General features: G+C 69.3%; 18 protein-coding genes and 1 pseudogene. 2 read left to right on the top strand and 17 right to left on the bottom strand.

The features are described from left to right. Positions 1 to 51: 51 nt before the first annotated feature. The 8 genes from KDN32_RS12235 to KDN32_RS12200 form a co-directional block, all read right to left on the bottom strand. Complete coding sequence (locus KDN32_RS12235; protein WP_211732555.1) at positions 52 to 723, bottom strand: hypothetical protein; 672 nt, start codon at positions 721 to 723, stop codon at positions 52 to 54. A 72-nt stretch (positions 724 to 795) separates the two neighbouring features. Next, the gene (locus KDN32_RS12230; protein ID WP_211732554.1) at positions 796 to 1,839 is read right to left on the bottom strand and encodes a ParB N-terminal domain-containing protein; all 1,044 of its coding nucleotides are present in this window, start codon (positions 1,837 to 1,839) and stop codon (positions 796 to 798) included. Next, positions 1,832 to 2,755, bottom strand: a complete 924-nt coding sequence (locus tag KDN32_RS12225) for a serine/arginine repetitive matrix protein 2 (RefSeq protein WP_211732553.1) — start codon at positions 2,753 to 2,755, stop codon at positions 1,832 to 1,834. Before KDN32_RS12225 ends, KDN32_RS12230 begins: the two co-directional genes overlap by 8 nt. Next, on the bottom strand, positions 2,752 to 3,807 hold the full coding sequence (locus KDN32_RS12220) for a bifunctional DNA primase/polymerase (RefSeq protein ID WP_211732552.1): 1,056 nt from the start codon (positions 3,805 to 3,807) through the stop codon (positions 2,752 to 2,754). Before KDN32_RS12220 ends, KDN32_RS12225 begins: the two co-directional genes overlap by 4 nt. A 156-nt stretch (positions 3,808 to 3,963) precedes the next feature. Beyond that, the gene (locus KDN32_RS12215; protein ID WP_211732551.1) at positions 3,964 to 7,263 is read right to left on the bottom strand and encodes a LysM peptidoglycan-binding domain-containing protein; all 3,300 of its coding nucleotides are present in this window, start codon (positions 7,261 to 7,263) and stop codon (positions 3,964 to 3,966) included. Then, positions 7,260 to 7,697, bottom strand: a complete 438-nt coding sequence (locus tag KDN32_RS12210; RefSeq protein ID WP_211732550.1) for a TadE/TadG family type IV pilus assembly protein — start codon at positions 7,695 to 7,697, stop codon at positions 7,260 to 7,262. The genes KDN32_RS12215 and KDN32_RS12210 overlap by 4 nt, the downstream gene beginning before the upstream one ends. Next, the gene (locus tag KDN32_RS12205) at positions 7,694 to 8,158 is read right to left on the bottom strand and encodes a TadE/TadG family type IV pilus assembly protein (protein WP_211732549.1); all 465 of its coding nucleotides are present in this window, start codon (positions 8,156 to 8,158) and stop codon (positions 7,694 to 7,696) included. Before KDN32_RS12205 ends, KDN32_RS12210 begins: the two co-directional genes overlap by 4 nt. Further along, positions 8,155 to 8,571, bottom strand: coding sequence for a TadE family protein (locus tag KDN32_RS12200; RefSeq protein ID WP_211732564.1), 417 nt, complete (start codon positions 8,569 to 8,571; stop codon positions 8,155 to 8,157). Before KDN32_RS12200 ends, KDN32_RS12205 begins: the two co-directional genes overlap by 4 nt. Before the next feature lie 6 nt (positions 8,572 to 8,577). Here KDN32_RS12200 and KDN32_RS12195 point away from each other — a divergent pair. Then, a pseudogene (locus KDN32_RS12195) lies at positions 8,578 to 9,493 on the top strand (IS5 family transposase). Positions 9,494 to 9,503: 10 nt separating this feature from the next. On the opposite strand, the gene KDN32_RS12190 reads toward KDN32_RS12195, so the two are convergent. The 9 genes from KDN32_RS12190 to KDN32_RS12155 form a co-directional block, all read right to left on the bottom strand. After that, positions 9,504 to 9,686 (bottom strand): hypothetical protein, encoded by a 183-nt coding sequence (locus tag KDN32_RS12190; protein ID WP_211732548.1) that lies wholly within the window; start codon positions 9,684 to 9,686, stop codon positions 9,504 to 9,506. 89 nt (positions 9,687 to 9,775) lie between these two features. After that, entirely contained in the window at positions 9,776 to 10,678 is a 903-nt protein-coding gene (locus tag KDN32_RS12185) for a type II secretion system F family protein (protein ID WP_211732547.1), read from the bottom strand. Beyond that, positions 10,675 to 11,529: a type II secretion system F family protein gene (locus KDN32_RS12180; protein ID WP_211732546.1), complete on the bottom strand. Its 855-nt coding sequence runs from the start codon at positions 11,527 to 11,529 to the stop codon at positions 10,675 to 10,677. Before KDN32_RS12180 ends, KDN32_RS12185 begins: the two co-directional genes overlap by 4 nt. A 38-nt stretch (positions 11,530 to 11,567) precedes the next feature. Next, complete coding sequence (locus tag KDN32_RS22445) at positions 11,568 to 11,999, bottom strand: P-loop NTPase family protein (RefSeq protein WP_249217031.1); 432 nt, start codon at positions 11,997 to 11,999, stop codon at positions 11,568 to 11,570. A gap of 8 nt (positions 12,000 to 12,007) precedes the next feature. Further along, positions 12,008 to 13,045, bottom strand: coding sequence for a TadA family conjugal transfer-associated ATPase (locus KDN32_RS22440; protein WP_307854030.1), 1,038 nt, complete (start codon positions 13,043 to 13,045; stop codon positions 12,008 to 12,010). A gap of 47 nt (positions 13,046 to 13,092) precedes the next feature. Then, positions 13,093 to 13,851, bottom strand: coding sequence for a CpaE/TadZ family protein (locus KDN32_RS12170; protein ID WP_211732545.1), 759 nt, complete (start codon positions 13,849 to 13,851; stop codon positions 13,093 to 13,095). After that, on the bottom strand, positions 13,851 to 14,525 hold the full coding sequence (locus KDN32_RS12165) for an SAF domain-containing protein (protein WP_211732544.1): 675 nt from the start codon (positions 14,523 to 14,525) through the stop codon (positions 13,851 to 13,853). The genes KDN32_RS12170 and KDN32_RS12165 overlap by 1 nt, the downstream gene beginning before the upstream one ends. Before the next feature lie 29 nt (positions 14,526 to 14,554). Beyond that, positions 14,555 to 15,202, bottom strand: coding sequence for a hypothetical protein (locus KDN32_RS12160; protein WP_249217030.1), 648 nt, complete (start codon positions 15,200 to 15,202; stop codon positions 14,555 to 14,557). A gap of 290 nt (positions 15,203 to 15,492) precedes the next feature. Then, entirely contained in the window at positions 15,493 to 16,110 is a 618-nt protein-coding gene (locus tag KDN32_RS12155) for a hypothetical protein (protein WP_211732542.1), read from the bottom strand. Between the two features lie 286 nt (positions 16,111 to 16,396). On the opposite strand from KDN32_RS12155, the gene mobF reads away from it, so the two are divergent. Beyond that, entirely contained in the window at positions 16,397 to 19,864 is a 3,468-nt protein-coding gene (gene mobF / locus KDN32_RS12150) for a MobF family relaxase (protein ID WP_283093529.1), read from the top strand. The last annotated feature ends 17 nt before the right edge of the window (positions 19,865 to 19,881 follow it).

Genomic DNA, 19,881 nt, shown 5'->3' with positions numbered 1-19,881 from the left:
GGCCGTCGTGGCAAGGACCTTGAAGCCCATGAGCTGGGTCAGGTTCCCGGGTCAGAGCAGCGGGTTGTCGAGCTGCGACAGCCGCAGGATGCGGCACCGCGCGAACGCGGGAGGGCATGCGACGAAGACGGTGAAGGAGACCTCAGACATCGTCTGGACCGGCTCGCGGTCCCAGACGCCGGTGCGTGACCGGACCCCGGTGATGGTGACGGCGCTGGTTCCCGGGCGGAGCCGCCCGCGTGACTGCTCGAGCGACTGGGTCCATGACGCGGGCACGGCGGCGCTGGAGATCGTCAGCGTCTGCGCCACTTCCATGTCAGCCAAGGCCAGCCACTGATCGGTGGTGGGGACGAAGGTGGGGACGTCGGCCAGCAGCCCGGCGACCTCCTCACCTGACGGGTCGGCGTCGGCGAGCACCGGGGCGGTGTAGTCGGTCGGGAGCAGCCCGGAGGTTGTGTCCCACGCGAACAGCGCCTCGGCGACCGCCCGCGCGTACATCACCGGATCGGAAGTCCGTGGGAGAGCAGGCACCGACAGGGCGGCGTCCATAGTTGCCCCCTCGACGGACGGGCCTACAACATCCTGCGACTTGAACGGGTCCTCGCTCCGGTCCCGCTCCCCGGACGCGCCTGAGGCGAGGCCGTAGATCCCGGCCGCGATCATCGCTGTGGTGAGGACGCCGGCGAGGACGAGTGCGAGCTGTCGTGGGGTGGGTGCGTTCATGTCGTCTCCAAGCGCGGTCGGGCGGGATGACGCTCAGGTACGCGAGCCAGGTCAGACCCCGGCAAGCTCGGGTCAGGCTGAGGCCGTGGCGAGGCGAGCAGCGCGGAGCCGGTCGGCGAACGAGCTCGTCTCGGCGGCCACGCGTTCGAAACGTTCCCACTCGTCGGTAGTCAGCGACCGGGCGAGGGCGTCGACGTCATACAGGTCCGACCAGCCCTCGAGCTCGGTCCAGGTCAGGATGAAGGAGCGGAGGCTGCGGTGGTGTGGGGAGACGGTCTTGGTCTTCAGTCCACGAAGTCCCTTGCGGGCGTCGCTCTGGCGCACTCGCGCCAGCGCTTCGGCGGCGAGGCGACCCAGCTCGTCTGATCCATCGTCCGAGTCGTTGCGCGGCCCACTGCCTGCGGCCAGCCCGTTCGAGGGGGCGGGAGCGCTCGCCAGTTCGAGAGCAGCCATGACGCGCTTGTACGCCGGCTCGACCGGTGATCCGGCCTCGATCTGCTCGAGCATGGTCGCGGCGAGCTCGCGCACTGAGGCAGGCTTGCTGCTGTCACGCTCGACCTGTTCGAGCTTGTTGATCTGCTCGAGCCGCGCGAATGACTGCGTGCCGGTGATGAGGCGGGACGCCTGGGCTCTCGCGTCGCCGGTCCCTCGCGGTGCCGTGGGGCCCTCGGCACCGGCAGGTCCGCCCTCGCGGGTGGGGTTCCCGAACCGGGACGCGGCCTGTCGCCCGGCGGCCTCCTCGGCCATCAGGCGCTTGACCTCGTTGTACATGTGCGCAGCCTCGAGCTGGGTGAGCGGCTTGCGCTGCTGGTTCTCGTCCTGCTGGGCGAGGAGGTGAGAGAGCTCGTCGGAGATCCCGGACCGCACGTAGACCCTCGTCGTGGACCTGCCGAGCCGTCGCTGAGCCTCGAGTCGCCGGAGACCGCACACGAGCACACCTGCGGGTGTGATCGTGATGGGCTGGAGCAGGCCGACCTCCTGGATCGACTGGGCGAGGGCGTCGATGTCGCCGAGGTCCTTGCGGTGACGCACCCCGACAACGATCGAGTCGAGGGTGCGCTCGAGCTCGACGTGACCGGTCGAGTGGGGCCTGGAGGTGGTGGTCGTGTCAGGCACTGGCTCGCCTCACCGGGGCGGGGGCGGTCTGGCTGATCTCGAGCACGAGTGCGTCGTCGGCGAGGAACTCAGCCGCTGTATAGCCGCACAGGAACAGGGTGAGGAGCCCGTGACCGGCGCGTGTGTGCTGCTGGGTGGGGTCCGGGCTGCCGAGCACGAGCCTGAGGACGGTCGCCCAGGCGCGACGGTCCAGGTCGAGGGCTGCTCGCCCGGCTTCGTCGCGGCGCAGGATGGAGTGGGCGGCGGCGCGGGTCTTCGACTCCGAGAGCCGGGAGGCGATGTAGTCCACGGCGCAGGTGATGGTGCTGGCCGGCCATCCGAGGCAGGTGAAGAGCGCGATCACCATGTCCGTCGCCTCGAACGGAGTGGTGGGCCGGTCGCGACGGTGCTGGCTTGCCGGGTCCGACGGGTCCATCGGGCCGGAATCCCCGTAGCTGCCCGAGGCACTGGAGGCTTGGGGCGTGGCGGCTTCGGGAGCGGGAACGCGAAGTGCCGGGTGGTACTCGAGGACGTCGTTCTCGTACTCGCAGAAGCGGCGCGCGTCGTGATGGCCGCGCATCACCTGTCGTCGGGCTTGGGAGTTGGAGCACAGCAGCGCGGTGGCTCGTTCCTCCGCGATGAGGCTGACCTGGACGGCGCGGGTGACGACGGCCCACGGGTCGTCGGCGGTGCGGACGGCGCGGGTGCGCATCGCCTCGAACGCGGCGTAGGCGGCGTCGTCGGGTTCGCAGCGGTGGGTACGGGCCAGAGACCGGTACTTGTGGATGGCGAAGACCATGAGCTGCTCGGCCTCGGGGTCGTCGCGCCACGCCGGTTCGCCGGCGGCGTCGAGCATGTGGAGGCGCTCGAGTGCCTGTCGGAGCCCCTCTGCAGTCTCGAACGCCGACGTCAGGCTGGTCGTTTGGGTGGTGGTCATAGCGCGATTCCTCTCCGTTGATGTGGGGTGGTGAAGCGACCCGCAGGTCCGCCCGGAACGCGCGGACTGGCAGCAGTGGCAGTGCTGGCGGGGTTCGTAGAGGTGGCGCGGGCGGCGGTCCGGTAGGCCGACGCGACGGTGATCCGGATCTCTCGGTCAGCAAGACCGGCGTCGCGTGCGCCGGCGCCGACGGACTCGAGGGCGGTCTCGAACCGATAGCCCTCCTCAGCCAGCCGGCATGCGGCCCAGAACAGGCCGCCGTTGCGTCCGCCCTCGGGGAGCGCGGCGACCCATGCGGCCAGGCGCTCCGGTCGTGCCGCGGGATCCGCCGCGGTCCCGAACGGTCTGGCGGCCTGTGACCGCGGGGGTAGGTCGCGGTGGTCCCACGAGGGGTCGAGGTGGGTCCTGAGTTGGGTGGCGTCGAGAGGTGCCGGGGTGTGGTTCGCGGTCGCGATGACGGTGTATGCCGTGGGTGAGCCGTTGACCTCGACGACGGATGGCGGCGCGACGATGTAGCCGCCGTCGCCGCGGAAGTCGACGTGCGCGCCCGGGGACTGCCAGCACGGTTGCGGTAGTGGCGTGGCGGGGAAGTAGGCGTGTAGTCCACCGGACGGGGTGCGGACCAGCCAGCTCCAGGTGAGGGCCAGGCCGTCACGGCGTGCGTTGTCGAAGGCCGGGTATCCGGATGCGCCGGAGTGGACGTCGACGTCGACGACCGAGAGCCCGGACGTGACCCCCGTTGGGACCCCGATGTTGGCCCGGGGGTAGCGGCGCCACCACTCGTCGACGGCGCGTGTGGAGGTGGTGGCGTCGCGGAACCCGCGCTTGGTGATCGGGTGCTTCGCTCCGGGTACGCAGGGGAACACCGGGATGCCGACCTCGGCGTAGCGCATGGCCGACTCACGGAGGCTGCCGGCGCTGGCCACCGTGCGCATCACGTCGACTGCCCAGGTGGCGAGGTCCGGGAGCGGCGGCAGTTCGGAGAGCGCCGCGCGGTCAGACCGTTGGGTGGAGTCCGGATGGGTGGAGTCCGGAGTGGGTGGTGCGTCCATGTGGCTGACGTTGCACCGGCAGGTTTACCGGATCCGGGGGTCCGTTGCGGGGGAAGGCTGCCCGACTGGAGGGGGAAGGCTGGTATTGAACCGCGTTTGTGCAGGTCAGGAGGTTTCCCCAAGTCGAGGAGGCGATTTTGGAGGTCTCGCCGGTGGTCAGCCTGCGGAGCGGGTGCGGGTCGGCTGCCATCCGCGTTGGTGGATGATCTCGGCCGTGCGTGGGGGGAGGTCGACGGGGCCGAGGTCGTCGTCGCTGCGGTTCACGACCTCATTGCGGAGTGCGTCGTCGGCGTCGTCGTGGTTTCCGAGGGCGTGGTCGACGGCGATGAGGTCGAGGCGGGCGATCTCGTCGTACGGGGCGGCTGTGTAGGCCGTCTTCGCGGAGAACGCGGCGAGGTCGAGGTCGTCGTTCGAGAGTGCGTGGGCGGTGACGAGGTGGGCGGTGTCGACGATGGCTGCGGTCATGACATGGTCGATGCGGTCGCCGTCGAGGAGCCACGTCCATCCGGTGTCGCGGAGCTCGGTGAACGGTTCCCCCGAGACGAGCCCGAGCGCGGTGACGAGGTCGTCGATGCCGGTGGCGCCCCGGCTCTGTCCGCGGCGGCGGAGGCGGCGGAATAGGTCGAGGTCGCTCAGCACCCCGTCGACGCGGTAGGTGGCGGCGACGCCGGGGGTGTGGGTCTGCCGGGCGTTGGGGAGGTACGGCTCCGCGGTCTGTGGGTTGGTGCCGAGCCAGGACCGCAGGGTCGACAGGTCGATGCGTGCGCGTTCGACGCGCAGCCCGAAGGCGTCCGCGACGAATTCGGCAGTGACTCCACGCGGGTGGAGGGTCAGGTAGGCGAGGAGCTCGACGTAGAACGCTCGTCGGTTGGCGCCCTTCTTGGGGTCGCCGGGGGTGCGAGCCTTCACCGGTCCGAGGAGGGTGAGCTTGGGCGCGACGGGGACGGGGGACTCCCAGGTGGCCAGGTCGTCGTCCAGGTCCGGATCTGCGGCGTCGATCTGTGCGGCGGCTCCCGGTGTCACGCTGGGCGCGAGCCGCCGAATGTCCTCGGCGCGCGTTGCAGTCGCCAACTGGTACGACTGGGTGGTCTCGGGAAGGACCGAGGCATCCCCGGCCTGGTCGGCGGCGGGGCGCGGGTGAGTGAGCTCGGGTGCGAGCTCGCCGGCGGCGTTCGAGGTCTCGTCGAGGGGCGGGAAAGGTGCGAGGGCGTCGTCGCGGGTGTCCGTGATGACCTGGATCAGGTCGGCGCACGCCTGTGCTTCGTCGGCGGTGAGCCCTGAGGCGCGTAGGTCGAGGTCGAGGGAGGTGATATGTAGTCGCCCGTCTGAGGTCAGGTGCATCTCGGTGCTGGCTTCGAGGGCCTTCGCTTGGATCGCGACGACCGCAGCCGCGGGGCGGGCGGGGTACTGCACGACGGTGTCCGCGAGCTCGGCGATCACTTCTGTACTGGCGGCGTCGACTTGTGCGATGACGCAGCGGAACTGGTCGGGCGCAACGTCGGCGTCCTCCTCCGCCAGCACTGACGCGAGTTGGGTGAGGGCGATCGCGTCGCCGGCGCGACGCTGGCGTAGCCGCACCTGGTCGATCGCCTCGAGCTCGGCGCCGATGCCGACGGTCTCGATGTCGACGAGCGCGGACCACGGGTTCACGGCCAGTTCGGCTGCGAGGTGACGCGCCAGGGAGAGCTGTCGCTCGGGGGCGCCCGTGAGAGTGACCGCGCGGAGTTCCTCGAGGTTGACCAGCACGAGTGACCCATCGTCGCCCTGACCCACGCTGACCAGGAGCGGGTACGGCGCGACCCTTGAGGCGGACTCACGGTCGTCTCCTTCGCCCTGCGGGTCATCTTGCAGGTTGTCTCGCGGTTGGTTGCCAGGGGTGGCGGGTCGCTGCGGCGAGAGGGCCTGCACCCAGGTGATTCCGTGTCCGTGCCATGGCACAGGGAGGGTGGCGGGCTCGGCGAGCGACAAGCTGATGCGCTCGTGCGTGAGCGCGACCTGTGCCACCCGAGGGGTGGGCTGGATGGTGTTGAGGGCGCGGAGTGCTCGGTCCAGCTCGGCGATGCGGGGCGCGGTGAGCGAGCCGGCGGCATGGGCGCTCTTCTCGACGTGCGTGAGCGCGTCAGGTGTCGGGCGAACCAAGTGGCCGGGCGTGCGATAGCGGAGCTGTGTGCGGCGCCGCTGACGGATCGCGATCAGCAGCGAGCCTGCGAGCGCTGCGCCGGCGCCCGTGAACCCCGGCATGACCCATGCCGGTAGTTCCGTATCGCCGTTGTCGGTCGTCGTGTCGGTGGTGGCGTCTTCTTTCGGATCGGCGTTCGTCGCTTCCTGGCCAGCCGAAGCCTCGGAATACGGATCCGCGATGGGCTCTTGGTCGAGCCCGTTCTCGAGCCCGTCGTCGAGCCCGTCGTCGAGGCCATGAGGGGGCAGGTCGTGCGGTCGGGCCGGACCGTCGGTGCGGTTGTCACCCAGAGCTTGGGAAGCCGCGTCGGGAGAGTCGGACGATCCGGTCGTGTCGGAGGAGCCAGGCGTGCCACTTGCGGGTCGGGGGATCCTGAGCCTCCAGCCGGGCAGGATGAGGTCGGGGTCCTCGAGTGCGCTCCCGTCGGCCTGCTGGGTGCCGCGGTTGGCGTCGTAGAGCGCGGGGTAAGCGTGGGCGTCGCCGAGTTCCTCGCCTGCGATGCCGGAGAGCGTGTCGCCGCGCTGCACGACGTAGGTGTCAGCTGCGGTGGTGCCTGCTGATGAGTTCTCGGAGGCGTCGGCTGTGGCTGTGTCTGTGTGTTGGACGTCGGGCAGCTGTAGCTGCAGTCCGGCGGTGATGAAGTCGGGGTGTCCGTTCAGTAGGTCGTGGTTGAGGTCGACGATCTCCCTGAACCGGGCCCCGTCGCCGAGGTGTCGTTCGGCGATCTGCCACAGGCTGTCGCCGCGCTGGACCGTGTAGGGCACTGTCTTGGTCCGAGGTGCACTGTGTGCGGTCGCTGGGGCTCCAACCTGGGCGGGGGACTGGATGGTGGACTGGGCGGGGGATTGGGTCGCGCTCGTGGTTTCCGCCGCTCGGGAAGTCGCGTTCGTGGGCTCTGCGCGAGCGGCCGGAACCATTGGGGTCGGAAGGACGGCTGGTGTGGCGATGAAGAGCATCGCGGCCGCCGCGACTAGTTGGCTGGCGGCTCGTTGCGGCATGGCGAGGCCGGGGAGGTGGATCGTGGGGAGGCGCCGGAAGCGTGCCGTGACCTCGAGGAAGATCGACACGGTCATGACCGCCCAGGCGATCCAGGCGACAGCGCTGATGATGACCATCGCGAGGGTTCCGTCATCCGGTTCGGTGAGCCGCTCCCAGGCGACGTCTCCGAGGGTCGGGGTCGCGTGGATGGCCGTCAGCAGGACGGGGACGCCGAGGACGATGATCGCGACGCAGGTGCATGCTGCGAGGCCGGCGAGTCGGGTGCGGAGCGTGATCATCGTTCGGTGCCTCCGAGGCTGCGGGTGAGTCGTGCGGACGCGTCTGCGGTGACCGTCAGGTCGTTGATGCCGACGATGCTGAGGAACTTCGGTCGGTAGGCGTCGGTGACTGTGACGGTGAGGGTGGTGCCGCCGGTCACGGTGACGGTGCCGTCGACGTTGGCGGCGGCCAGGTAGCGGGTGGCGGCGTTGCGGGCGGCTGCGGCGTCGAGGCGCACGGCGTCGCCTTCGACGGCCGGGGCGGCTGCGAGGCTTTGCCCTCCGGCGCGGGCTGCCTGCGCTGCGAGGTCGTGGGCGCGCTGCTGGGCGTGGACCTGGCCGCCGAGGTCGACTGCCAGGCCGACGAGCATGGTCATGGCGAGGCTGGCTGTGGCCATCCAGATGGTGATGGAGCCGCGTTCGTCCGCCTGACGGCCTCCAGCGGGGCGGGTCATGGTGTGCGTTCCCGCCACGTGTCCAGAGGGCTGGTGACGGTGGCACGCAGGACCCGGCTACCGGGCACGCCGGGGATCCCCAGGTCTGCGATCGTGAACTTGCACGTGACGGTCACTCCCACTGTTGTGTCGACTCCCACGGACCGGCTGAACGCGGCCGTGTCGACGTTGACATCGACGTCAGTGCAGCGCAGGCCCTGGTTCTCCAGGCTCGCTTCGGCGGCCGCTCGGGCGGACTCGGTGGCACTGGCAGCGGTGCGGCTGATCGAGGCTGTCCGTGCGGCGTCGGCGGCGGCGGACTCGAGGGCCTGGTGGGCCGTGGCGGTGCGTCCGCCGAGGATGATGAGGCTGACGAACAGTGCGAAGGCCGGGACGCCGACGGCGGCCTCGATCGCCGCCGACCCACGGTCGCCACGTGTTCGTCGGCCACAGACTGCGATCGTTCTTGTCAGAGGGTTCATGGGCTGGTGAGCCGTTCGACGGACAAGCTGGCTGTCTGTCGGATGGTGGGTCGCCATCCCGGGATCACGCTGAGGGCGGTGCCGCGGACGGTGACGGTGGCGCGGACCGGGGTGCGGGTGGCGCTCACCGTGGAGCGGGTGAGGACATCGTCTCCGCCTGCGTCCTCGACGAACCCGGTTGCCGCGGTGATGCCTGCTTGTTCGGTTCCGCGTTCGGCGGCAGCTGCGCGTGCGCCCTCTTGTGCGGCGGCGATGGCGACGGTGCGGGCGTGGTGGTAGAGCGCGGCCTGTGTCCCGAGGAACAGGATCGCGAACAGGGCGGGCAGCAAGATGACGAGCTCGACCGATGCCGAGCCGCGGTCGTTGCGCCTAGGGCGTGTCTCCCAAGTCCGGGCTGGTAGGGCTGTTTTGATGCGGTCATGTCTCGCGAACGGGTCCTGACCGACGCTCAGTGGGAGCGGATCGCGCCGTTCATGCCGTCGACGGACGGCGTGAAGTCCCGGCCCTTCCGCGACCACCGCCAGGTCGTCGAGGGCGTGATCTACCGCTTCCGCACCGGCATCGCATGGCGCGATCTCCCGTCATCCTTCGGGCCATGGCAAACGGTGTGGAAGCGCCACCACCGCTTCTCCACCGACGGCACATGGGACAAGATCCACGCCCGCCTCCTCGCCGAGGCAGACGCCGCAGGCGACATCGACTGGATGGTCAGCGTGGACTCCACCATCAACCGCGCCCACCAGCACGCCACCACCCTGCGCCGCGTCGAGGAGCCCGCCGGCCGCCGCGCCAAGCACGACACAGGGGGCTGATTCGAACTACAAGAATCCGCGGGAAGAACCACCCGATCACGCCCTGGGCCGTTCTCGCGGAGGCTTGTCGACGAAGATCCATCAACTCGTCGACGGCCGCGGACGACCACTCGTGGTCAACCTGACGCCCGGCCAAGCCGGCGACTCGCCAATGCTGAAACCGATGCTGGCACAGCTCGCGATCAAGCGCCTCGGACCAGGCCGTCCCCGGACCCGCCCCGATGCACTGCTGGGCGACAAGGCGTACTCCTCCCGCGCGATCCGGACCGAGCTCCGCACCCGCGGGATCAAAGCCGTGATCCCGCAGCCCTCCGATCAGATCCGGCACCGCAAGAACCGCGGATCCGCGGGCGGCAGGCCTCCAGGCTTCGACGCCAAGACCTACAAGGGACGCAACGTCATCGAACGGTCCTTCAACGACCACAAGCAATGGCGCGGGATCGCCACCCGCTACGACAAGCTCGCAACCGTCTACCGAGGAGCGGTCGTCCTACGAGCCATCACCATCTGGCTCGCGACTTAAGAGACACGCCCTAGTTGATGTTGTCGGCCTGCGTGGTGACATAGGCCCGGATGGCTGCGACGACGATGCCGACGATAGCGATCACTGCGACCGCCCACACCACGTGCTCGATGGTGACCGAGCCGCGCTCGTCTGGCGTGGCTCGTCGTTCGATGACGGCGCGTGCCGTGATCAGTTGGATCAGGATCCACATGGGCTGTTCCTCCTTCGTTCTCGACTGCTTCTTGCGGTTTGGGTTGTCTTCGATGACTGGTGTCCGCCTGCTGGCTCTGTCCCTGGTCTCTAGGTGGTGCCGACCATCCGGAGCAGTGAGGGCGCGACCAGGAGGCCCATGAACACCACGCCCAGTACGGACCCGGGGATGGACATGCGTTCGCCGACGGCGTTGGCCTCGGCGTGCTCGGCGGTGAGCATCGCGGCGCGCATGGCACTGGAGCGGGCCCGCAGGGTGGCGTACACGGCGGCACCTTCCTCGCCGGAGAGCCGCATGATGTCGGCGAGGTCGTCGAGCGCGGGCAGCCCGAGCTCGTCGGCGAGCGCGTGGAGGGCGTCCCATGGCGGGAGTCCTGACCACCGTGAACGTGACAGCTCCTCGCTGAGCCGGACGAAGACCCAGGAGTTGCCAACGCCGGCTGCGGCTTCCATCGCCTGTCGGGCACCGGATCCGCTGTTGCGTTCCAGGGCGACGAGATCGATGTAGGCGCCGAGGGCTCGTTCGAACTCGACGCGCGCCTTCCGAGCGTCGTCGATGGCGTTGTAGTTGGGCAGGAAGAACATCACCACCGCGAGACCGAGCGAGGCGATGGCCGGCACCGCAACAGGCAGCCCGAGCCCGATGACGTTGAAGAAGACCCCAAGGAGCGGGACGAGCACGAGCCCGAGCGCGGCGAAGGTGAGCTTCTCGCCGTAGAACCGGGCGACTGGGATCTGGAGCAGGGCTAGCTCACGGTGCGGGGTCTGGATCCACACTCCGGGCGGAACTACTCGCATCGCCCACACGCCGAGGCGTTCCTGGCGGCTCGAGGTCGTCGCGTGCATCAGCGGGGGCATCGCCCGAGTGGGAGCGAGGCGGTCCAGTGCGTCGCCCAGATGGGGCTGGGCCGGGATGAGTCGACCCACAGCGAGCGCTGCCCCGAGTCCGAGGAACGCCCCTGCGGCGATCGCGAGCTGCAGTCCGGTGGTCACGGGGTGACCTGCATGTTCGCTCGCCCGGTCGCCAGTTGGGGAGATTGTTGGGTGTCGAGAAAGCGGGGGAGGGGGCGACCTTGGGCCATGCGACGCATCCACACCAACGTGGAGACGTATGCGGCGAGGAGGAGCGTGAGGACCACCTGACCTACCGGTGTGCCGTAGGGCTCGACGTAGTCACCGGACACCGCGAGGATCAGCAGGGCGGACGCGCTGATGAGGGTCACCCATCGCGCGGTGGCGCGGGGCTTGGCGCGGTCGGCCTCGATCTGGCGTCGGGCTCGCACGTCGGCCGACACCGACTCGGCGAGACCGTTGAGGACGCTCGCCAGACCTGCGCCGCGACGCCGTGCCCCCAAGAGCAGGTTCGCGACCACGAGGTCGCCGGTGGAGTCGTCGAGCTCGTCCGCGAACGCGCGTAGCGCGTCCTCGGTGACCCACCGTGCCCGCAGCCGGGCGACGAGGCGGTGGACCTCAGCCGAGATCGGCGCGGGTGTCGAGCGCAGTGTCGCGACGAGCGCCTGCTCGAGACCGACACCGACGGTCAGCACCCCCGCCAAGGAACGGGTCCACTCCTCGAGCGCCTCAAGTCGTTCGATGCGTTCACTGGCCCCAGCCGGGGTCAGCAGCAGCGGCAGCCCCACCACCGCCAGCGGGCCAAGGACAAGCGCGAGAACCCATCCGGTGATTAGCCAGCCCAGCACCCCCGCTACCAGACCGAGCCCGACCAAACCCCGGGTGCGGCGGGGGACCACGACTCGGGAGGCGCGACGCCGGCGGCTGCCACGGGTGTCAGGTACGCGGCGCAGGCCCGCCACCAGGGCGAGCGCTCCGCCGACGACCAGCATCCCCGCGACCGCGGGCACGAGGACGCCGCCGGCCGGGGTCACGACAGGACCCCCTGCTCGGCGAGGTAACCCGACAGGTCGAACCCGTACCCGCCCAAGTCCCGATACGCGTCGGGGAGCACGCCGGGTCGGGCGGTCCCGTCGGGCCCGGTGGCGAAGACGTGGGTTGTTGCGTAGCCGGTCTCTCGCTCACCGGGGTCGATCGCCACGATCTCGGCAACGCGTCTCGTTCGGCTCGGCACTGCACCTCGGCCGGGGGTGCCGTGACTGCTCCGGTGGTGGTTGGTGGTGGGTCGGGTGGTGTCGAGGTCGAGGTGGACGACCAGGTCGAGGGTTGCGGCGAGCTTGCCGGTGGCCAGTCCCTGGGTGATGTGGGGGCCGGCTTCCATGGCGCAGGTGACGAGCTTGCGGATGGCCGCGACGGCGTCGGATGCGTGGGTGGTGGAGATGGACCCGGTGCCGGACTCCATCGCCTTGATCATTGCCCAGACTCGCGGCCGCGGACCTCGCCCACGATCTGGCGCGAGAGGTTGAAGCGGAACGAGTCGGTGAGGGCTTCGTCGAGAGTGAACTCGCCGGCGTGCTTGCCGTCGGCGCCGCGTTCACCGGAGCCGGGCCGTGCTTCCCAGGCGTGGACGATCTCGTGGTGGGCGAGCTGGTGGAGGTGGAGCTCGTACTCGGTCTCGAACGTCCCGATGGCCTCCAAGGGATCGATCTCGGCGCACAGTGCGCGGACGAGGGTGGTCTTCCCGGCTCCCTGGCAGCCGGACACCACGATGGACTTGCGGGCCTTGACCGCGGCGCGGAGGAACGAGGCCGCGAGCGGGGTGAGCATATTTCGGTTGACGAGGTCGTCGAGGGTGACCTGCATGAGGCGGTGGCGGCGGATGACCACCGACGGGCGGGGTGTAACCCATGCGGCCGCTGCCAGTCGGGCTCCGCCGTCGAGGCGGAGGTGGAGTCGGGGTTGGGCTTCGGAGAACGAGCGCGCGTTAACCTCGCTCCGGGATGCGAGGAAGACCAGGAAGTCGATCAGTTCCTCGTCGGAGTCGGCCACCTGGGGTCCGCGGACGATCGATCCGTCCACGAGCTCCAGTCGCACGTTGTCGTGCCCGGCGATGATGATGTTCTCGACCTGGTCATCGTCGACGAGGGGTTGCAGCCGCCCCAGCCGGAACAGCGAGTTGAAGACAGCATGCGCCAGAGACGTCTGCGTCGCGGCCGACCAGGCAGGGGTCCCGTCATTCACCGCCTCCGCCATCGCAGACTCGACGAGATCGAGGACGATGGAGCGTCCGAGCTCCTCCTGCGCGATCCGGTCGAGGCGGGCGCGTTCGCCGGCGATCGACTGGCTGAGGCGGTCGGACGCCTGGGCGCGTAGCGCCGCGACGAGCGACCAGTCCACGCCGGTATCGGTGCTGTTGGGGCCGACGGCTGGTGTCTCCCCTAGGTGCGTCGACGTGACCTCTGTGGGCTCGGGTAGCCGGGCGAACAGGGGTAGGGACGCCACGTCCACGAGGTCCCGGGTGATCTCGTGGTGGAGTTCGTGGTGGATGCCGTTAGTCATGGCTGGCCCGCCAGCTCGGCACGGCTTCGGCTTACCGCGGCCTGGACCGACGCAGCAGTTGCGCGCAGCCCGCGCGCGAGTGGCCCGGCGTCGAAGTTGCGCGGGGGCGGGGATCCGCGATGGAACACAGCGGCTTCGCGGGGGGCGTCCGGAAGGGTGGCAATCACGGGGAGGTCGAGGACCTTCGCTACCTCGCGATGCGAGTACGGATTGCCCTCGCCGATCAGGATCGCTCCGCCGTTCCTCCAGGCACTGCTTCCGTTCGCGCTGGTCGCCCAAGCGCGAGCGCTCGCAAGGGCTGGAAGGTCGGAGCGGGTCAGCAGGAGCGTGAGATCGGCGGTCTCGAGTAGGGGGGCAGGGGTGCCGGCCAGCCCCAGACGGCCGGCGTCGACGATGACGTCCTGCCCCTGATCGTTCAGATCGGCCAGGGCCTCGGCCAACGGAGTCCAGAGCGGGGTCAGGCTTCCCGCTTGCGAGGGTGCGCGGGTGCCTGCGACGAACCACGCATGGTCGTCGTTCAGACGGGTGACGACGTCGCGCAGTGCGTCCGCGATGGCGACCGGGGCGAGCGCGAGCTCCACCAGCCCGGCCTCGTACTCCCGGGTGCCGCGGAAGTAGCCGGCCAGGACCGCCGAGGATCCGGTCGGGTCGGCCTCGACCAGCAGCACGGGTCGTGGCCACGACAGCGCGAGCCCGACTGCGGTCGTGGTGACACCGGGTGAACCCGACGCTGAGGTGAGCGCGATGACAGCCATCACTGCGCCCCCGAGTCCAGAACCAGAGCCACGTTCGCCGTCGAAACGCGAGTTGCCAGCACGGTCGCCTCCGAGCTCGGGACCATCAGGTCCACGAGCAGGTCGCCCGTCAGGTCATCGGTCCTCGACCCGACCACCTCGGCATCACTGAAGACGGGCGCACCAGCCGAGGGCTCGCCGCCCTCGCCGGGAGTCACCACGACCCGGACTCTGTCGCCATTGCGCAGCTCCATGCTCGGAGATTGCGCAGGGGTCAGTGCCACCCCGACCACCGACATCCCTTCGGGAGGGACGGGCTCGGTCGTGACCGATGCGGCGGTGAGCAGTCCGCCTTCTGCGATGTCTAGGGCGGCGTGCTGGCCGAGGAGGTCGTCGTACGCCGACGCTGGCAGCGGCGCCAACGCAGGGTCTGTGCTGATCCGCACCCGGGCGAGGTCGTCGCTGGTGATGACGGCTCCGCGTGGGATGGTGGCGCGGGCGGTCAGCACCTCTTGGGTGTTGGTGGTCGAGCTCCACGCCCACGCTGCCAGGAGTGCGCCGAGGCAGATGCTCACCACGGCGCCGGCGATGAGCGCCGGTCGGCGCCGTAGCCGCGGCGGCGGTCTCAACGGCGGCGCGGCCGGTGCCGGCGACGTGCCGGACGTCCGGTCGTCTCGCATGGTCATGTGCGTCATGTCGTCGCCCTCCCCGTTGCTTTGCCCGCCTACTGCACGAGCACCTGCGCCTCACCGATCGCCACTCGGGTGGTCCGCGTCAGCCCGTTGAGGCGGATCGTCCCGACCTGCCCTGCGCCCTCCCACGACACGATCCAGCTTGACGTCGCCGTCACCGTGAACCTGTCGTCCTCCTCGCCGGCGCTCGACGTCATGTAGGTGTGGCCGCAGTCCGGCGACGACCGGTTGCCGAACCTCGACTCATACGGCGTCCCGGGCTTACGGCAGATCACCGGCGTCGTACCGTCGCCCATGTCCCACGTGACCCTGGCGAGCGTCGCCGTTGCGACCACAGTGATGCCCGCGGTTGACGCCGTCGCGGTCGCCGGTCCCACCGTCTCGGTGTCCGGTTGGCTGGCCCACATCCACACCGGCATCCCGACGATGCCGATGCTGTCCTCACTCGCCTTCGGCGCGATCCCGATCCGAACCGCCTTCAGGTCCATCGTCGCAATTGCCAGTTGGGCGACATCGCGCGGCGTCGGACCGGCCCCGGACTGGTCGGGCGGGTCGGCCGACCATCGGAAGAGCACGATCCCCGTCTGTGGCTGGTAGCAGAGGTAGACCGCACCATCGCCAGGTTCATGTCCTTGCCATGCGGTGTCGCCGGCTGGCGGCTGCGGATCCATCAGCTTCACGTAACAGTTGAGCGTGTTGGACCAGTAGCCACTGTCCGACTCACACGGGACCGGCCCTGCCGGCGGTTGAGTGAGCCCTTGCTTGCCCGGATCCCAGTAACAGGCGTGACCGGAGCCGGTGTCCGCCGGCTCGTTGTCGTCAGGGGTTCCAGGATTTCCGGTGGTACCCGGCACCTCGACCCATACCAAGCAGGCGCCGGTGCTTTGGTCTGTCTGGCCACACTCCGTGTCGGCCATTGCGGGACTGGGGGCAAGGACGACAACGCTAAGAACGAGGGCAACAGCAGCCCTCACGCAGCCGAGCACGGTGCCTTCTCCAGATCCTCGCCGTTGGAGACAAACCAACCGTCGTCGAACGGAGCCTCGCCCCTTGGGTTGGTCAGGGTGTAGCGAGTCCAGCCGCGTTCGGATCGGTCGGGAGTCACGATGGACTTGCCGTGGCGGTCCAGTACGTCGACTGTGCTCACGTCCCAGCAGACGTCGAGCTGGGCCACAGCGCCGTCCGGTGCTGAGTCGTCGGTGTTGAGCTGCTGGACGACGACCTCAGGCAACCTCGTGTCTCCCACCTGGCGATTGCCCGCCTTGCGCTGATTCCGTGTGAAGACCTGTTGAGCCGTGAGTTGGCCACCCAGCGCCACGGCCTTGAGCCGGCCGAGTGGAACTGCCGGATCCTGACGCAACTCGTCCACCACGGCGAAGTACTTATGCATGGCTTCAACTGCGGCTTGCTCCGCCGCGTCCGCACCGGATGTCGGGGTCTCGCTGGTCGGGGCCGAGGACGATGGCTCCTCGGGTGACGTAGTCGTCGACGGGACGTCGGTACTGGCCGGACCGTTGCTGCACGCGGCCAACGCCGCCGTGATGAGCGCGGCGAGAACGAGCGCTGCGACCCTCCGCTGGTTCGTCATACCCGAGACCCGTTCCGTCCTGGACCCCCGCGGGCCAAGTGACCAAACCGAACGCCGAACCCTCCCGTTCGACATCCGCCTTCTATTACGACACCTCACGCTCATCCGCGCAACGCCCAGCTGCCAGCTCATCAGCCCTCCCTCGATCCGCCTCGTCAAGCAGGTACGCCGTCATCGCCACCTTCGATACCTGCATTCACGGACTTCACACGCTGTGCAGATCGAGGGGTGGGGATAACGCGGGCTACCTGACATCTATGGGGTTGGTCTGGCCGTGACTGTTTCGATGCGCCGGATGTCGGCGGGCAGCGGCTACAAGTACCTGCTCAAAAGCGTGGCTGCTGGTGACAGTGATCGGGTGCTGTCGACGCCGTTGACTCGCTACTACGCCGACGTGGGGACTCCGCCAGGACGATGGCTGGGATCGGGGCTCGGCGAGTTTGGCGATGGACAGATCGTGGCGGGCGCCGTCGTGACGGAGGAGCAGCTCGGTCTGTTGGTGGGGATGGGCCGTGACCCCGTGACGGGGGTGCAGCTCGGTCGGGCGTACCCGGTCTACGAGGGTGCCGCCGACCCCGAGGGGCCTGATGGTCGGGGTCGGCGTGCTGTGGCTGGGTATGACCTGACGTTCAGCGTCCCGAAGTCGGTGTCTGTGCTGTGGGGCGTGGCTGATGCCGACGTGCAGGCGCGGATTGTCGAGGCTCACCATGCGGCCGTCAGCGACGTCCTCGCGTACTTCGAGCGCGAGGTTGCGGCGACGCGTGCCGGGTTCGCGGAACGAGACGGGGCGGTTGCGCAGGTCGGCGTGGTTGGTGTGGCGGCTGCTGCGTTTGACCACTTCGACTCCCGGTCGAACGATCCGCAGCTTCACACCCACGTCGTCATTGCGAACAAGGTCCGTGCCGCGATGGACGGTGGGTGGCGCAGCCTGGACGGACGGCCAGTGTTCGCGGCACGGACGGGGTTGTCGGCTCACTACGACGCACTCCTAGTCGATCGGCTGAGTCGCGATTTAGGTCTGGAGTGGGAGCTGCGTCAGCGCGGGTCGGACCGGAACCCGCGTTGGGAACTCGCGGGCGTCCCGGATGAGTTGATCCGTGAGTTCTCGGGACGGACCAGGCAGATCGAGGCGAAGAAGGACGAGCTCATCGCCGAGTACGCCGCCCGGCACGGTCGCCATCCGTCGGCCCGGACCATCGTGGAGATCCGCGCCCGAGCGACCTTGGCCACCCGACCGCCGAAAGAGGTCCGGTCACTGGCAGAACTCACGACCGAGTGGCGCACTCGCGCCGCCGGGCTCCTCGGACAGGACCCGACGCCCTGGTCTGCGGGCCTTGTCGACCAGGGCAGCGAGTCCCTGCTTGCGGAAGCGATCCCAGCGGCAGCGATCGACGAGCTCAGCGAACGCGTTGTCGCGGCGGTGTCCGAGCGGCGATCGACCTGGAGCCACTGGAACCTGCTCGCCGAGGCAGCCACCCAGACCACAGGGCGCATGTTCGCCACGACTGCCGACCGGGTCGCGGTCACCGAAGCCATCGTCGAAGCGGCCGAGCGCAGGTCCCTGACCCTCACCCCGCCCGAGCTCGCCGCTTCACCGCCCACGTTCAGGCGACCAGACGGGACCAGCGTCTTCCGTCAGCGTCACGGCGAGAGGTACTCGTCGCGGATGGTGCTCGACGCCGAGGCGCGCCTCCTGGCTCGCGCGAACGACACAAGTGGTGTGACCCTCCCGTCGGAGACGGTCGAGCAACAACTCCGACGGCAGCCGCATCTGAGTGACGAGCAGAGAGAAGCCGTCCGTGCGATCACCCGGTCGGCGCGCCAGGTCGACCTGCTCGTCGGGCCGGCGGGTGCCGGTAAGACGACGACGATGTGTGCGCTGCGATCCGCGTGGATGGCCGGCAGCGAGCGACTTGGGCGGAGGAGTGTGGTCGGGCTCGCACCGTCCGCGGTCGCTGCGCAGGCACTGTCCGGCGAGCTGGGCGTGCCTTGTGAGAACACCGCGAAGTGGCTCTACGAGCACGGCCGCGGCCGAACGGCGCTGCATGCAGGGCAGCTCGTGATCGTGGACGAGGCGACCCTGGCCAGTACGACGACGGTGGACCGGATCACCGCCATCGCCACCGAGGCCGGCGCGAAGGTGCTGCTCGTGGGTGACCCCCACCAGCTGCAGTCAGTCGATGCCGGCGGAGCGTTCGCGCTCCTGGTGGGCAGACGCCCCGACACCCCACAGCTGCTGGAGCTGCACCGCTTCAACCACGAATGGGAGAAGAACGCATCTCTCGGGCTCAGGGCCGGGGACCAGCAAGTCATCGACACCTACCAGCGGCACGACCGGCTCCGCGAGGGACACACCGACGCCATGCTCGACGCCGCCTACGCCGGATGGCGGTCCGACCGCGACGCCGGCCTCTCCAGCGTCATGGTCACTGACTCGGCTGGCGCGGTACATGCGCTCAACGAACGAGCACGAGCCGACCGGATCCTCACCGGCCCGCGGCCGGGACCGATCAATGGTCGAGAGGTGGAGCTGAGGGGCGGAACCCGCGCCTCGGCCGGGGACCTCGTGATCACCCGACGCAACGACCGCACACTGACAACCCCAGGCACCGGGTGGGTCCGCAACGGAGACCGGTGGCGCGTCACCAGTGTGCGACGCGACGGATCCGTCGTCGTCACCAGCACCGAGTCACACGGCCGCTGCGTCGTACTCCCACGCCCCTACGTCCGCGAACACCTCGACCTCGGCTACGCCGTGACCGCGCACCGCGCCCAAGGAGTCACCGTCGACACCGCACACGTCGTCGTCACCACCACAACCACCCGCGAGAACCTCTACGTGGCCATGACGAGGGGACGCGAATCGAACCGGGCCTACGTCACCGTCGACGAGCCCGACGACGAACACTCGATGCACGAGCGCGAGACTGACGCGAGGTCGGTCCTGGCGGCGGTCCTCGCGACCTCCGGTGCGTCGTTGTCGGCCCACGACACGATCACGCGCGAGCACGAGACCTACAACAGCGTCGACCGGCTCGCGGCAGAGCTGGAGACCATCGCCGCAGAAGCACAACGCGGACGCTTCCTCGACCTCCTGCAGCGATCCGGACTCACCAACGATCAACTCGATGCCCTCAACGAGTCCGCCGCATTCGGGCCACTCGTGGCGGCCCTGCGTCGAGCCGAAGCGCACCACCACGACCTCGAGGTCCTCCTCCCTCGCATCGTCGCTCAGCACCCACTCGACGACGCCGACGACCTAGCCGCGGTCCTGGAGTACCGCGTCACGCAGACGGCGTCCTACGCGCCGCGCCGATGCCACGACCATCCGCGGCTGATCGCCGGTCTCATCCCGGAACCACTCGGTCCCATGACTGGCGAACATCGGAACGCGATCAACGAGCGACACAACCTGATCGAACTCCGGGTTGCGGCCCTGACATCTCAAGCGATCGCTGAGGACGCACATTGGATCCGACCCATGGGGGTGCCACCAACTGACGAGGGGGACTACGCCACATGGCTCTCCGACGTGGAGGTCGTCGCCGCCTATCGCGACAGGTACGGCGTCACGTCGGACGATCTGTCTGAAGGCAGAACCTATTCAGCGAGACAGCGGCTCGATCGTCGTCGAGCTCAAGATGCCGCGCGTAGCGCCAAGCGGCTCGCCACAGGGCAGGGGCATACACAACCGCCCGACCTCCGGCGAGCAGCGAAGCTCGACCCCGACATCGGGCTCGACCGGCACAGCTGAGGAACACACGGCGACCG

The sequence above is a fragment of the Nocardioides palaemonis genome (genome assembly GCF_018275325.1).
Taxonomy (GTDB): domain Bacteria; phylum Actinomycetota; class Actinomycetes; order Propionibacteriales; family Nocardioidaceae; genus Nocardioides; species Nocardioides palaemonis.
The sequence above is the reverse complement of the archived record's forward strand: the minus strand, read 5'-3'. Positions and strand labels throughout refer to the sequence as shown.

Coding starts and splice junctions, on each gene's coding strand:
- KDN32_RS12220 (WP_211732552.1), bottom strand. CDS start 3,807: ATGGACGCACCACCCACTCCGGACTCCACCCATCCGGACTCCACCCAA.
- KDN32_RS12215 (WP_211732551.1), bottom strand. CDS start 7,263: ATGATCACGCTCCGCACCCGACTCGCCGGCCTCGCAGCATGCACCTGC.
- KDN32_RS12170 (WP_211732545.1), bottom strand. CDS start 13,851: ATGGCTGTCATCGCGCTCACCTCAGCGTCGGGTTCACCCGGTGTCACC.
- KDN32_RS12180 (WP_211732546.1), bottom strand. CDS start 11,529: ATGCTGGTCGTCGGCGGAGCGCTCGCCCTGGTGGCGGGCCTGCGCCGC.
- KDN32_RS12235 (WP_211732555.1), bottom strand. CDS start 723: ATGAACGCACCCACCCCACGACAGCTCGCACTCGTCCTCGCCGGCGTC.
- mobF (WP_283093529.1), top strand. CDS start 16,397: ATGCGCCGGATGTCGGCGGGCAGCGGCTACAAGTACCTGCTCAAAAGC.
- KDN32_RS22445 (WP_249217031.1), bottom strand. CDS start 11,999: ATGGAGTCCGGCACCGGGTCCATCTCCACCACCCACGCATCCGACGCC.
- KDN32_RS12210 (WP_211732550.1), bottom strand. CDS start 7,697: ATGACCCGCCCCGCTGGAGGCCGTCAGGCGGACGAACGCGGCTCCATC.
- KDN32_RS12190 (WP_211732548.1), bottom strand. CDS start 9,686: ATGTGGATCCTGATCCAACTGATCACGGCACGCGCCGTCATCGAACGA.
- KDN32_RS12225 (WP_211732553.1), bottom strand. CDS start 2,755: ATGACCACCACCCAAACGACCAGCCTGACGTCGGCGTTCGAGACTGCA.
- KDN32_RS12205 (WP_211732549.1), bottom strand. CDS start 8,158: ATGAACCCTCTGACAAGAACGATCGCAGTCTGTGGCCGACGAACACGT.
- KDN32_RS12155 (WP_211732542.1), bottom strand. CDS start 16,110: ATGACGAACCAGCGGAGGGTCGCAGCGCTCGTTCTCGCCGCGCTCATC.
- KDN32_RS12165 (WP_211732544.1), bottom strand. CDS start 14,525: ATGACGCACATGACCATGCGAGACGACCGGACGTCCGGCACGTCGCCG.